This is a genomic window from Arthrobacter rhizophilus (assembly GCF_026241105.1).
GTDB lineage: Bacteria > Actinomycetota > Actinomycetes > Actinomycetales > Micrococcaceae > Arthrobacter.
This window is the reverse complement of the sequence record NZ_JAPFFT010000022.1, coordinates 36451-50341: the sequence shown is the minus strand read 5'-3', so window position 1 is coordinate 50341 and position 13891 is coordinate 36451. Positions and strand designations below refer to the sequence as shown.

Sequence of the window (13891 nt, the reverse complement as noted above, 5' to 3'; positions counted from 1 at the left end):
TTTTCGGATGAGGCCCTCCTCTGTGGTTCGGTGAACTGGCTAGGCCGTCACGTTCAGCGAGGCCTCCAGTGCAGTGTGGGCGTCGCGCAGGACCTTGGATGCCACCTCAAGCCCTTCGATCCGGCCGAGTGAGGTGTCTTCGTGCTCGATGTTGACCAGCATGCCGGGATCCACCTCGTGAAGCGCACGCAGGAACTCGGTCCAGTAGGCGGTGTCGTGCCCGCGGCCGAGGGCCACGAAGTCCCACGCGGAGTTCTTGGGCCACTCATTGGCCCATTCGTCGCCACCAAGGTTGGTCCGGCTTTCTTCCGGCGAGAGCCGGCGGAAGCTGTTGTCGAGGACGCCGTAGAGGGCGGCATTCGAGGTGTTCACGCGGACATCTTTCGCGGCGGCCTGGAAAACCAGGGGTCCGAGTTCGCGGACCACAGCCACCGGATCCATCTGCTGCCAGAACAAGTGCGAAGCGTCCAGTTCGACGCCGACGTGCGTGGCGCCGGTGAGCTCGATGAGTTTGTGCACGTCGGCTGTGTTGAACACGATGTTCTGCGGGTGCAGCTCGAGGGCTACCTTCACGCCATGGTCAGCGGCCAGGCGGTCAGTCTCGCGCCAGAACTTCGCCGCGATGTCCCACTGGTAATCCAACACATCCAAAGCCGCCGAATTCCACGCGTTGACAATCCAGTTGGTCACGGTCGCGCCTGGCTCACCGCCGGGCAAGCCGGACATGGTCACCACCCGGTTCTGACCGAGACGTTCCGCGAGCCGGATGGAGCGGCGGATGTCCTCGGCATGCTTCTCGCCGATCTCATGCTTCGGGTGCAGGGGGTTGCCGTTGCAGTTCAGACCTGCAATGGCGACGCCGGTGCCCTCGAAGATCCCGAGGTAGTCGTCTCGCGCGGCATCCGATACCAGGATGTCGTCGAAGGTGGGGACGTGCACCGCTGGCAGGAATCCGCCGGTGTTGACCTCGATTCCCGAGAGGCCCAGGTCAGCGATAACCTTGAGGGCCTCAGGAAGCGGCCGGTCGTGCAGGATTGCGTTGTAGACGCCGAGTTTCATAGCGTGATCGTCTTTCCGTTGTTGAGCGCGGATTCCGTGACTGCGCCGAGCAGTTCCATGTTGCGCACGCCCTCGTCGAACGTGGCGCAGCGGGGGAGTGACTCGGATTCCGGCAAACCGGCAACCTCTTCAAGGAACGCGCGGGCCTGGTAGCCGAAGGCGTCGTTCTGGCCGAAGCCAACCTCGGGGGCGTCCATGGCGAGGCCGCCGGCGATGTACGGGTGGCCCGGGCCGAGGACGACCTGGCGGTAGCCGTTCTCGTTCGCGGAGCCATCGTTAAGGAACAGCTGGATTTCGGAGGGACGGCGCTGGTCGAATTTGGCCGCACCGTTCTCGCAGAACACTTCGAAGTTGAGGCTGTTGGCATGGCCGGCTGCGACGCGGGAGACTTCAAAGCTGCCGGCGCCGTTTTCGAACTCTGCATTGAAGGCCGCGTAGTCGTCGTTCTCCACGGCCTCGAACGTGTCGCTCACCGCTGCGTGGTCGTGGCCCATGACGGCTGCGAGCGGCAGTGGGCGCTTGCCGATCACGGTGCTCAGGCGCCCGCCGCTGATGGATTTGATGTCGCCGCAGAGGAACTCGGAGACGTAGGCCAAGTGGCTTCCGACGTCGGCCAGAGCACCCGAGCCGGGGCCGCCCTTGTAGCGCCAGCTCATGGGAGCGGAAGGGCTGAAGCCGTAGTCGGTCCAGTAGCGGCCGCTGAAATGCAGCACCTTGCCGAGGACGCCGGTGCGGATCAAGTCGCGGATGTAGGCGATGCCGGGCGTGCGGCGGAACGTGAAGCCAATGCGCGCGATGCTGGAAGCGTTGCGGGCTGCATCCGCCATGGCGCGGGCGTCCTCGAGGGAGTCGCTCAGCGGCTTCTCGCACAGGACATGCTTGCCTGCGGCCAGGAGTCCCTCGACGACCTCGCGGTGGAGGGAATTCGCGATGACGACGCTCACGACGTCGATGTCGTCTGCTTCTGCGATCGCCTGCCACGAGGTGTCATTGCGTTCGTAGCCAAAACGTCGGGCAGCGAGGGACCCGAACTGTGCGTTCACGTCGCCGATCGATACGAGGCGCACCGGCGGAAGCACGGGGCTGTAAAGGGCGGACGCTGTGCGGTATGCCGACGCGTGCGCCTTGCCGGCCATTCCTGCGCCGATGACGGCGACTCCTAAGCTCTCAGCCATTGATTTCTCCTTCGAAATTAAGCCTGGGTGCCGAACACCTCTGGTGGCATTTTGGAGCGCTACAATTTAGCACCGGACTCAAAGCATAATCATGTGAGTATGTCCTGTCAATGTCCCGCGAATACCCTTGACAACAGAGTGGAAAGGTTCCCGAATCGTGAGTTCGACAAGTCCCAAAACCCGCCGCCCGACCATCTATGACGTTGCCAAACACGCCGGCGTCTCGCCGTCGTTGGTGTCATTGGTCCTCCAGTCGCCGGAGAAGGTCAGCAACAAGCGCCGTGAAGCCGTCCAGACGGCAATGTCGGAGCTCGGCTACCGCCCCAGCCGGGCCGCCACCACACTTGCGAGCAATCGGACCAAGAGCATTGGCCTGCTAATTGACGACTACAGGAACCTCTGGTTCGTCGATCTCCTCAGGGGCATGGAGTCGGTTCTCTCGGACCTCGGTTACCACGTCATGCTGGCCGACTCCCAGCCCGGCGAGAACCGCATCAAGGAAGCCGCCGACGGGCTTCTTGCCATGCATGTTGACGCGCTTGTCATCGCCGCGGAACCGAGTGAGTCCATGCTGGCCCGGACATGGGTCCCTACAGTGGTGGCCGGGTGGCGCAAGGGGGTGCCGGCCGGCGCCGATCTCATAACGAACGACGACGACGGCGGAGGCGGCATGGCTGCCAGCCACTTGCTGGGGCTGGGTCATACCCGCATCGGTCATCTCTCAGGGTCCGACGGCGCGTCAGCCCACCGGCGCGCGGGTTTCCGGCAGCAGATCCAGGCGGCCGGCGTCGAACTCTTGGTTGCCGAGTCCAAAGGCACCTCGGAGGAGGACGGTTACATCGCCGCCTCTTGGCTGCTCGAACACCACCCGGACACGACGGCGATCTTTGCCGCCAATGACACCATGGCCGTGGGCGCATTCGCTGCCCTCAAGGCGCGCGGGCTCGACGTGCCCAGCGACATCTCGGTGATCGGCTACGACAACTCTCCACTGGCCAAATCGAGGTACCTGGACATCACGTCCATCGACAACCGCAGCGATCTTGTGGGAGTTGAAGTCGCGCACAGGCTGCTCGTCAGGATTCAAGATCCTGCCATCAAACCCCAGCAGACCTTGATCGATCCCGTCCTGGTTGTCCGCAGCACCACAGCGAGACTGCCCCGCGCGACACGTTAGTCCCCACCGCCACCCTCGCCTCGCAGGCTCGGCCAGGGAACCCTGGCGGCGTGGGCCCAAACCGCCACCCCCCGCCTCGCAAGTCCCCGCCGGCTCCCAGCCTTCGCAAGCTCAGGCCGGGTCCCTCGCCGGCGGGGCCCCACGGCCAGGGAACCCTGGCGGCGTGGGCCCACGTCATCAAGTAGCTCCTTCACGTAAAAACATCCTAATGTCAGGACAAAGTATTGACATCTGTGAGGCTAGTCACCATGATCTGTGTAGAGGGCTTTGAGCTCCTGCAGAGTGGCAGGGCCACAACCCCAATCAAAGGAGATAAATCGTGAAGAAGTTTTCCTGGCGGAAGGCGGCACTTGTGGCGGCCGTCGTTCCGATGATGGCTCTCAGTGCTTGTTCCACCCAAGGCGGGAAGCCGGCTGACACCGGCAATGCCGCCGCCGGCGGGCAGGCCGTGAGTACTCCCCGCATGAAAGTCGCCCTCATCACCCACGCCGCAGCGGGCGATACGTTCTGGGATATCGTCCGCAAGGGCGCTGAGGAAGCGTCCGCGAAGGACAATGTTGACCTCCTCTACACAAGCGACCCCGAAGCTGGGCGCCAGGCGCAGCTGGTCCAGCAGGCCATCGACCAGAAGGTTGACGGCATTGCAGTCACCCTCGCCACCCCGGATGCTCTCAAGGACGTCCTCAAAAAGGCCACTGATGCCGGCATCCCGATAGTGAGCCTTAACGCAGGCGAGGGCGTCTCGGCGCAGCTCGGAGCTTTCACTCACTTCGGTTCGAATGAGAAACTCGCCGGCGAGGCCGTAGGCACCAGACTCGCTTCCCAAGGCTTCAAGCACCCGGTTTGCGTGATCCAGCAGCAGGGCCACGTTGGCCTCGAGGCACGGTGTGCTGGCGTCAAGGCGAAGGTACCCGGGACTGAGATCCTGTACGTCGACGGCAAGGACATGACCTCGGTCCAGTCCACCGCCACCGCGAAGCTTCAGGCAGCCAAGGATGCAGATGTCATCATCGGCTTGGGCGCGCCGATCACGCTCACCCTCCTCAAGTCGGTCACGGATGCCAGCAGCTCTGCAAAGGTTGCGAGCTTCGACCTGAACGCGGACCTCGCCCAGAAGATCGTCGACGGTGCTGTGATCTTCACCGTTGACCAGCAGCCGTGGCTCCAGGGCTACATGTCCGTTGACTCCCTGTGGCAGGCCAAGCGCGGAGGTTTCAAGCTCGGTGGCGGCCAGCCGGTCCTGACCGGTCCCACTATCGTGGACAAGTCCAACGCTTCCGACGTCCTCAAATTCGCCCAGCAGGGCGTCCGCTAGATCCAGGATTCTGGCCGCGCGGCGGGCGACCGCCGCGCGGCCTGACCAACAAGGAGTTCTTCCTATGGCAAACACAGCAACCCTGCCGCCGGCACCGGCTTCGGCCCCCGGCGATGAGCGGATCGGACGCCGTAGCCCGATCCAGAAGTTTTTGGGGAGGCCCGAAGTCGGCGCCCTTGTGGGGGCCGTTGTCCTCTTCATTTTCTTCGCTTCGGTGTCCCCGACGTTCACTCAGCCGAACGCTTTGGCTACGATCCTGTATGGGTCTTCCACGATCGGGATCATGGCGGTGGGGGTGTCGCTGTTGATGATCGGCGGCGAGTTCGACCTTTCCACCGGTGTGGCCGTGATCTCCTCGGCCCTGACTGCCTCGCTGTTCAGCTGGAACTTCTCACTGAACGCGTGGGTCGGCGTCGTGCTGGCGCTCGTCGTTTCTTTGGGGATCGGTTTCGTCAACGGCTGGATCCTTGTCAAGACGAAACTGCCCAGCTTCATCGTCACCCTGGCGACGTTCTTGATGCTCACGGGCCTGAACCTGGCCCTGACCCGCCTCATCGGCGGCAGCGTGTCCTCCCCGTCGATCTCCAAGCTGGACGGGTTCGACTCCGCCCATGCGGTGTTCGCCTCCTCCATCAGCATCGGCGGCGTCGAGGTCAAGATCACGGTGTTCTTCTGGATCATCCTCGTGGCCATTGCTTCGTGGGTGCTGCTTCGGACCAAGGTGGGCAACTGGATCTTCGCCGTGGGCGGTGACGCGAACGCTGCCCGTGCCGTGGGTGTTCCTGTGACGAAGACCAAGATCGGCCTGTTCATGGCGGTCGGCTTCTGCGGCTGGATCCTGGGCATGCACAACCTCTTCGCCTTCGACGCCGTGCAGTCCGGTGAGGGCGTGGGCAACGAGTTCCTCTACATCATCGCCGCGGTCATCGGCGGTTGCCTCCTGACCGGTGGTTACGGTTCGGCGGTGGGCGGTGCGATCGGTGCGTTCATCTTCGGCATGGCCAACAAGGGCATCGTGTACGCGCAGTGGAACCCGGATTGGTTCAAGTTCTTCCTGGGCCTGATGCTGCTCCTGGCCACCATCGTGAACCTCATCGTCAAACGCCGCGCAGAGCTCAAGTAGAAGGGGCGGACAGAACATGAATGCCAAACAGATCGACCAGCAGACCCTGCTCAAGGATGAAAAGGATCCGCTGACCCACACCCCCGTGCACCTGCTCTCCCTGGAGGGCGTGGGCAAGCACTACGGGAACATCATCGCCCTGCGCGATGTGACCATGGCCGTGGACAACGGCCGTGTCACCTGCGTCCTGGGCGACAACGGCGCGGGCAAGTCCACGCTGATCAAGATCATCGCCGGCCTGCACCAGCACGACGAAGGCGTGCTGCACGTCATGGGAGATGCGCGGAAATTCAACTCACCCCGGGACGCCCTGGACGCCGGCATCGCCACGGTGTACCAGGACCTGGCCGTGGTCCCGCTGATGCCGATCTGGCGGAACTTCTTCCTCGGTTCGGAACTGACCACGGGCTGGGGGCCGTTCAAGAGCATGGATGTCCAGAAGATGAAGGACATCACGCTCAAGGAACTGGCCCAGATGGGCATCGACCTGCGCGATGTGGAACAGCCCATCGGCCAGCTCTCCGGCGGTGAGCGTCAGTGCGTGGCGATCGCGAGGGCCGTGTATTTCGGGGCGAAGGTGTTGATCCTGGACGAACCGACGGCCGCGCTGGGTGTCAAGCAGTCCGGCGTCGTGCTCCGCTACATCCTGCAGGCCCGCGACCGCGGGCTGGGCGTCATCTTCATCACCCACAACCCGCACCACGCCTTCCCCGTGGGTGACCGGTTCCTGCTGCTCAAGCGCGGCAAGTCGATCGGCTACTACGACAAGAAGGACATCACCCTGGACGAGTTGACCGCCCAGATGGCCGGCGGCGCGGAACTGGCCGAACTCGCCCACGAGCTCGAACAACTCGGCGGCCACACAGAGGCCCTCAAGGAAGTCCAAGCCGAAGTCGCCGGGGTAGCCGAAGCTGCCGACGTCGCCGACGTCGCCGACGCCTCAAGGGAAAACAGCCCGCGGCACGCCTAGCGCGCAGGGACACAGCGCGGACGGAGTCGGGGGTCCGCCGGAAGACCGGACGGGCCCCCGCTCGCCATGCCACCGCGGAAATCTGAACGAAGTAGTAGACGGGAAGACAGCATGCCGATCCGGGTAGGCGTTATTGGCGCCGGTGTCATGGGCGCAGACCACATCAAGAACCTCTCCACCACCGTCAGCGGGGCCGAAGTCACCTTTGTGGCAGACCTCGACGCCGGACGTGCGGCGGCCGCCGCGCCGCCATCCGCACGCATCACCACCGATCCTTCCGAGCTGATCAACTCCAGTGAGGTTGACGCCGTCGTCGTCGCTTCCCATGACTCCACCCATGCCGGACTGGTGTTGGAATGCTTCGAAGCGATGACCCCGGTGCTGTGCGAAAAGCCGCTGGCTCCCACGCTCCTTGAAAGCCGCGAAGTTGTGGAGGCCGAAGCCGATATCGTCGCCGCCACCGGTGCCAGGCTGCTGTCGATGGGTTTCATGAGGCGCTTTGATCCGGGCTATGTCGCTTTGCGCGAATCCACCCGGGCGCGCACCCAAGGCGAACCCTTGCAGGTCCATTGCACCAGCCGGACGGCGTCCTCGGGTCCGGGTGCAAGCTCGGAATCCGCCATCACCAATTCCGCCATCCACGAGCTCGACATCATCCCCTGGCTGCTGGACGCACCCATCACGGAAGTGTCCTGGCAAGCGGGGCGCAGTTCCCGGCACAGCACGGGCGATCTGAGGGACCCCGCCTTCATGCTCCTGCGCGCGGCTGACGGCACCCTCGCCACCCTCGAGCTCTTCCTCAATGCGCAGTACGGCTACACCACCCAGTGCGAGGTCGTTTCAGAGTTTGGCACCGCCGCGTTGCCGGAACCGGCCGCCCTCGATGTCCGGCAGGAGGGGAAGCGCAGTTCCGAAATCCCTGCCGACTGGCGTCCACGCTTCGCCGACGCTTACCGCTTGCAACTTCAGGCCTGGATCTCAGCCCTCGAAAAGGGAGAGCCTGCGCCGCTCGCCACTGGTGAAGATGGACTGCGCGCGTCGCAGCTCGCCCAAGCAATGATCCGTTCGCTCCACAGCGACGGAGCCTACACGAAAGTGGTCTACTGATGGTGTCATCCGGGCTGCCGGGGTCCCGCGTGCCGGATTCCCGTGACGCTCCCGCCTTGCGCTGGGGGATCATGGGCCCGGGGTGGATTGCCGAACGTTTTACGGAATCGGTGCAGGCCCATTCAACACAAGTGATCGCCGCTGTCGGCTCCCGTTCGTTGGACCGGTCCAAAGCTTTCGCGGATGCCTTCGGCGTGCCCGCCGCGTATGGGAGCTACGAAGAGCTGGCCGCGGCTCCGGACATAGACATCGTCTACGTGTGCACGCCACACAACTTCCACCACGGGGCTGCCATGCTCGCCATCGGCGCCGGCAAACACGTCCTGATCGAAAAACCGATCGGCCTGAATGCTGCGCAAGCCCGGAATATCGCCGCGCGGGCCAAGGCAGCCGGCGTTTTCGCCGCCGAAGCCATATGGAGTTTCTTCCTTCCGAAGTTCGACGTGATCCGGCAAGTGCTCGACGCCGGGACGCTGGGTACCGTGACAACGGTCCTGGCGGAATACGGCGAGCACTTTGAGCGCAGCCACCGCATCTTCGATCCGGCATTGGCCGGTGGCCCGCTGCTGGATCTGGGCACCTACCCGCTGGCCCTCATCACCGAGGTCCTTGGTGCGCCGGAGCGGTTGAGCGCAATCGGCCAGCAACACGAATCCGGCGTCAACGCCCAGCTCTCCGCCATCATGCAATTCCCGGGCGGAAGCCAGGCCGTCATGAACACCCATCTGCATAATTTCACTCCCACTGCGGCAACGATCGTCGGATCCGAAGCCACGTTGACCATTGACGGCCCCTTCAACATGCCCGGCGGTTTCGAGATCCGGTTCCCGGAAGGCACGCGGCTTCGCTATAGCGAACCAGCCGGAGGGCACTTCGAAGGCCTGCACTACGAAGCGGCAGCAGTGGCTCGTGCCATCGCGGCCGGTGAGACAGAAACCCAGCAGCGGACCCTGGCCTCCTCCATCCGGACCATGGAAGTTGCCGATGAGATCCGCCGTCAGGTGGGCATTGAATTCCCGGGCGAAGGCAACCCGCCCGCCTGAGCAATTTGTAGTACTGACTATCGAAAGGACGGGCCCATGGCCTACATCGAACAGCACTCCGCCGGACTTCCCACCCCGGTTAGGCTTGGACTCATAGGCTCCGGCTGGATGGGGGCGTTCCACGGCGAAAGCATAGCCCGCAGGGTTCCCGGTGCGGTCCTGGCCGCCGTCGCCGATCCCAACGTGGACTCGGCAGCGTCCGTGGCTGCCCAGCTTGGCGCCCCGAAGGTCACCGCCGACGCCGCGGACATCATGACCGATCCGGACATCGACGCCGTGATCATTGCTAGTCCGGCACGGTTCCACGCTTCCTTGATTGCCCAGGCCGCCGCGGCCGGTAAGCACGTGTTTTGCGAGAAGCCTGCCGCGCAGAGCCTCGAAGAGCTCGACGCCGCGCTCCTCGCCGTCGAAACGGCAGGGGTACATTTCCAGATCGGCTTCAACCGCCGCTACGCCACCGATTTCCAAGCCGCCAAGAAGGATCTGGCCGAGGGAATTGTGGGAGTGCCCCAGCTCTTGCGCTCGCTGACCAGGGATCCCGGCACCGGGAGCATCGGCCACGCGGCGAGGATTCCGGCCTGGACGATTTTCCTGGAAACCCTCATCCACGATTTCGACACCCTGAACTGGTTCAACGAAGGCGCCGAGCCGGTGGAGGTCTACGCAGTTGCGGACGCGCTGGTGGAACCGAGCCTGCGTGATCAAGGATTCCTGGACACCGCCGTGGTCACCATCCGCTACAGCAATGGAGCCCTGGCGGTGGCCGAAGCGAATTTCAGCGCTCTCTACGGCTATGACGTCAGGGGCGAAGTCTTCGGCTCCAAGGGAATGGTGCAGGCAGGACGGCCCACTGAAACTGCTGCCGTGAGGTACACCGCCGAGGGCCTTTCCGCCAAGACCCCCAGGCTCAACGTGGAGCTGTTCCGCGAGGCCTACACCGATGAACTCGTGGATTTCTCGGCGGCAGTCCGCGCGCGCCGCGATGGCACGCAACCGCCGTCGGGCGCTTTCACCCTCACCCCGGGGGCCGCTGACGCACGACGCGCCCTGGCGATGGCGTTGGCATGCATCGAATCTGTGCAGCAACGCAGACCGGTGGCGGTCACCTCCGTTTCGAGCAACAGCAAGGCCGGTGTCTGATGCGCCTGGCCGTTTGTGCGGAAATGGTCTTTACGGATTTGCCGTTTACCGAACGGGTGCGGCGCATCCACGAAGCCGGATTCGACGTCGAACTCTGGGACTCGAGCAGCAAGGACATTGCGGCGCTCAAGTCGATCGGCGCGGTCTTTTCCTCCATGACCGGGTACACCTCCGGGAGTTTGGTTGACGCGGACACAGCCGATGACGTGGTGAGGACCGCCGAAACGCTGATTCCCACCGCCCTGGAGCTCGGCGTCAGCCGCATGGTGGTGCACTCGGCCGAGTTGATCGAGGGGAAGGCAGCCCGTCCCGTCTACCGCTCCAACGGCAGCATGTGGATCACCGGGGTTCGAACCCTGGAGCGGCTCGGTGCGCTCGGGGAGAAGCACGGCCTGACCTTCTGTCTCGAGAACCTCAACACCATGCGGGACCATCCTGGCATTCCGCTGGCCCGGGCCAAGGACACTTTGGCGCTGGTGGAAGCGGCCGGACACCCCAACGTGAAAATGATGCTGGACCTTTACCACGCACAGCTGGGGGAGGGGAACCTCATCGAGCTGGTCCGCACCGCCCTGCCACACATCGGCGAGATCCAGGTGGCGGACGTTCCAGGGCGCTGCGAACCCGGCACCGGCGAAATCAACTACTCGGCCGTGGCCCGGGCGCTCGCGGCTGCGGGCTATGAAGGAACCGTTGGCATGGAGGCATGGGCCAGCGGAGACGATAAGGAGGCGCTCGAGGCGTTCCGCCGGGCGTTCTCGGTTCAGGACGGCACTGGTCTGGACGGCCGGGTTCAGGAAACTACAGACTTTTCAACGGAGGTAGCACTATGAAGGACGTCGTTCTCGGACTGGTCGGAGTAGGGCGAATCGGCGTGATGCACGCCAACAACATCGCCGCACTCAACGCGGAATTGAATGCGCAGGGAATCGACGTGGAGTTGCGGCTCACGGACGTCGCCGAAGACCACGCCCGCAAGGTGGCGGCCGGGCTGGGCGCCGAGTTCCTGCCGTCGGTAGAGGCCTTGATCGCCTCAGGAGTGGATGGCCTGGTCATCGCTACTGGAACCGGCACGCATCCGGAATTGATCCGGGCGGGAGTGGACGCTGGTATTCCGGTCTTCTGCGAGAAGCCCGTAGCAATGAACGTGGCCGATTCTCTGCCCGTCCTCGAGCACATCCGTGCCAACCACGGCGTGGTGCAGATAGGCCACCAGCGCCGCTTCGATGCGGGCTACCTCGAGGCCAGGCGCGCCTACCAGGCTGGCGAGCTCGGCTGGATCCACTCGCTGCGCGCGGTGACCTGCGACATGGCTCCGCCGCCCGTGGAATTCCTGGCAACGTCCGGCGGCCTGTTCCGCGACTGCTCGGTCCACGATTTCGACATCCTGCGCTGGCTGACCGGCCGCGAAATCGTGGAGGTCTATGCCAAGGGGTCCAACAATGGCGATCCCGCCATCGGCGAAGTGGGTGACGTGGACACGGCGCTGGCGTTGATAACGTTCGACGACGGCACGGTGGGCACTGTGTCCGCCACCCGCTACAACGGGGCCGGTCACGATGTCCGCCTCGAGATCCAAGGCTCCAAGCGTTCCCTCATGGTTGGCCTGGACGACGAGACAGCCATGGAATCAGCCGAGACCGGGATTGCGTTCCCGTCCGGGGAGCCCCACAAGACCTTCGCTGAACGCTTCGACCAGGCTTACCGCTCGGAAATGGCAGCATTTGTGGAGCTTGTCCTGGGCCAGCGTGAGAACCCTTGCACCCCGGAGGACGCTGTTGCTGCTTCCCGCGTAGCCGATGCCGCGCAGGAGTCCCTGGCAAGCGGTGTTCCGGTCAAAGTGGCGCTGGTAACGGCCTAGGCCAGTTAGGCGATTACAGGCCCCAACTAGCTCGCAGTTGTTGTCGTTTTGAGCCCTCATGACGACAACAACTGCTAGCTAGTTGGGTGCACGAACTCCTCAGGCGCCGAACGGCAGGCGGGGGTCGATGTCCTGTCCATTCCAGCTCTGCCGCACCCACCCGTGGTGGGGGTCGTCGCTGATGAGCCATTCGCGCACAGGCCCCGGACCGGCCATGACGTTCAGGTAGTACATGTCGTAGCCAGGAGCAGCCATGGCGGGACCGTGCCAGCCGTAGGGGACCAGCACGACGTCGCCCGTGCGGACCTCTGCGGCCACATCGATAGGGCGGTCATCGGAGGCATAGACGCGCTGGTAGCCGATCGCATCGGCGTCGGCAGGGGCCTTGGAACCGTCAGCCACGCGGGTCTCGAAGTAGTAGATCTCCTCGAGTTGCGTCTCGCCGTCCTTTTCCTCATCGTGCTTGTGCGGGGGATAGGAGGACCAGTTGCCTGCGGGAGTGAGCACTTCGCAGACGATGAAACGGTCTGCCTCAAGCGCGGCTGGAGTGCCGAAGTTGTGGACCTGGCGGGAGCAATTGCCTGCCCCACGGAGCTCCACGGGGGTTTCCGCGGCGGTGACCAGCCGGGTGGGATACGACGCCTTCGCCGGGGCCGTGGCAACGGCGACGCGGCCGCCGTCGGACGAACGAATGGTGACGGCGGTATTCGTGCCGGAATACAGGACATCGCTGGGCCCATGGAAAACTGACGCCCGCCCCGTGAGGGGGTATTCGACGTCGTCGACCGTCACCGTGAAGGCGCCGTTGAGCGGCACAACGATCCGTTCTTCCGCCGCGGCGGGGAGTTCGACGGCGGTGCCCGCGGCGAGCGTGGCGACCTTGAGCCCGGTGTGGGCCCAACCATCCACGGCCAAGGCGGAATCGGAGGTTCCGAGCGAAATGTCCCAATCGCCGTCGTTGGCGGTTCCTAGTGGATAGACCCAGTTGGCCATGAAGTTAAGTCCTTGCGTTAGCGCTGTACGAGTGTCATTTCAAAGCTGTAGGAATCTGCCCGGTAGACGTGGTGGCCGGTTTCCACCATGCGTCCGGTGTCGTCGACGGCGGTGCGCTCCATGGTGACCAAAGCCGAGCCGACCTCAGCCTCCAAGAGCGGTGCCTGGTAGTCGTTGGCGATCATGGCGCCGATCCGCTGCGAGGCGAGGCGGAAGTTGACGCCGCCTCGGCGCAGGATGGCGTAGAGGCCCTCCGCGGCCAGCATCGCTTCGTCCATGGCAGCGATGTCGTCCCGGACCCAGTTCTCCATGAGTGCGAGCGGCTTGCCGCCCACTTTGCGGAGACGTGTGAAGTGGTAGACCTTCGAACCCGCCGGGAGCTGAAGTGCGGTCAGCGTGGCTGCGTCTGCTTCCATGTGGGAGAAGCTGAGGACCTGCGTTGTGGGCTTCTTGCCGTTGTTGGTCAGATCGTCGTAGAGGCTGGAGAGCTCCAGGGGCCGGCGAACCTGGCTCGAAACCACCTGTGTGCCTACGCCGCGCTTGCGGACCAACAGGCCGGAGCGGACCAGTTCATCCATGGCCTTGCGCATGGTGGGCCTGGACAGGTTGAGCTGGGCGGCGAAGTCGATTTCGTTGTCCAAACGGCTGCCGGGTTCCAGCACTCCGCTGTGGATGGCGGCCTCGATGCCTTGGACCACCTGGTGGTACAAAGGCACAGGGGAAGAACGGTCGATAATGAGGCCAAGTTGATTCGCCATTGCATGCTCCCTCGCGTTCCGGGACTGTCCCGGACGTAGCTGCATGTCCGCTCATGTTCGCTTGATAGGACATACTGCTTTATCGATGATAGCAGGAGCCCTGGCTTGGTCAAGGCTATTGGAGGCGGGTCTATTGCACCGTTTTGCGGGCGGTGCGGGGCGCATGTCCA

At 64.0% G+C, this 13891-nt stretch carries 13 protein-coding genes; 9 read left to right on the top strand and 4 right to left on the bottom strand.

Annotated elements, in window-relative coordinates:
• Positions 1-39 precede the first annotated feature (39 nt).
• Both OOZ51_RS16965 and OOZ51_RS16960 read right to left on the bottom strand, forming a co-directional pair.
• Entirely contained in the window at positions 40-1059 is a 1020-nt protein-coding gene (locus OOZ51_RS16965; protein WP_265980947.1) for a sugar phosphate isomerase/epimerase family protein, read from the bottom strand.
• Positions 1056-2234: a Gfo/Idh/MocA family protein gene (locus OOZ51_RS16960; protein WP_265980946.1), complete on the bottom strand. Its 1179-nt coding sequence runs from the start codon at positions 2232-2234 to the stop codon at positions 1056-1058. Before OOZ51_RS16960 ends, OOZ51_RS16965 begins: the two co-directional genes overlap by 4 nt.
• A gap of 157 nt (positions 2235-2391) precedes the next feature.
• Here OOZ51_RS16960 and OOZ51_RS16955 point away from each other — a divergent pair, with 157 nt between their 5' ends.
• The 9 genes from OOZ51_RS16955 to OOZ51_RS16915 all read left to right on the top strand — a co-directional run bounded on the left by OOZ51_RS16955 (position 2392) and on the right by OOZ51_RS16915 (position 11970).
• Positions 2392-3411 carry a LacI family DNA-binding transcriptional regulator gene (locus tag OOZ51_RS16955; protein WP_265980945.1) on the top strand — a complete coding sequence of 340 codons (1020 nt, stop codon included), beginning with the start codon at positions 2392-2394 and terminating at the stop codon, positions 3409-3411.
• 319 nt (positions 3412-3730) lie between these two features.
• Complete coding sequence (locus OOZ51_RS16950; RefSeq protein WP_265980944.1) at positions 3731-4726, top strand: substrate-binding domain-containing protein; 996 nt, start codon at positions 3731-3733, stop codon at positions 4724-4726.
• A 64-nt stretch (positions 4727-4790) separates the two neighbouring features.
• Complete coding sequence (locus tag OOZ51_RS16945; protein ID WP_265980943.1) at positions 4791-5849, top strand: ABC transporter permease; 1059 nt, start codon at positions 4791-4793, stop codon at positions 5847-5849.
• 16 nt (positions 5850-5865) lie between these two features.
• Positions 5866-6819 (top strand): ATP-binding cassette domain-containing protein, encoded by a 954-nt coding sequence (locus OOZ51_RS16940; protein WP_265980942.1) that lies wholly within the window; start codon positions 5866-5868, stop codon positions 6817-6819.
• A gap of 111 nt (positions 6820-6930) precedes the next feature.
• Positions 6931-7926, top strand: coding sequence for a Gfo/Idh/MocA family oxidoreductase (locus OOZ51_RS16935; protein WP_265980941.1), 996 nt, complete (start codon positions 6931-6933; stop codon positions 7924-7926).
• 29 nt (positions 7927-7955) lie between these two features.
• Entirely contained in the window at positions 7956-8969 is a 1014-nt protein-coding gene (locus OOZ51_RS16930) for a Gfo/Idh/MocA family protein (protein ID WP_265980940.1), read from the top strand.
• 36 nt (positions 8970-9005) lie between these two features.
• Entirely contained in the window at positions 9006-10109 is a 1104-nt protein-coding gene (locus OOZ51_RS16925) for a Gfo/Idh/MocA family oxidoreductase (RefSeq protein WP_265980939.1), read from the top strand.
• Complete coding sequence (locus tag OOZ51_RS16920) at positions 10109-10942, top strand: TIM barrel protein (RefSeq protein WP_265980938.1); 834 nt, start codon at positions 10109-10111, stop codon at positions 10940-10942. The genes OOZ51_RS16925 and OOZ51_RS16920 overlap by 1 nt, the downstream gene beginning before the upstream one ends.
• Positions 10939-11970 (top strand): Gfo/Idh/MocA family oxidoreductase, encoded by a 1032-nt coding sequence (locus tag OOZ51_RS16915; protein ID WP_265980937.1) that lies wholly within the window; start codon positions 10939-10941, stop codon positions 11968-11970. Before OOZ51_RS16920 ends, OOZ51_RS16915 begins: the two co-directional genes overlap by 4 nt.
• Positions 11971-12069: 99 nt before the next feature.
• On the opposite strand, the gene iolB is transcribed toward OOZ51_RS16915, so the two are convergent.
• Both iolB and OOZ51_RS16905 read right to left on the bottom strand, forming a co-directional pair.
• The gene (iolB, locus tag OOZ51_RS16910) at positions 12070-12963 is read right to left on the bottom strand and encodes a 5-deoxy-glucuronate isomerase (RefSeq protein ID WP_265980936.1); all 894 of its coding nucleotides are present in this window, start codon (positions 12961-12963) and stop codon (positions 12070-12072) included.
• Between the two features lie 17 nt (positions 12964-12980).
• Positions 12981-13721: a GntR family transcriptional regulator gene (locus OOZ51_RS16905; protein WP_265980935.1), complete on the bottom strand. Its 741-nt coding sequence runs from the start codon at positions 13719-13721 to the stop codon at positions 12981-12983.
• Positions 13722-13891: the final 170 nt, after the last annotated feature.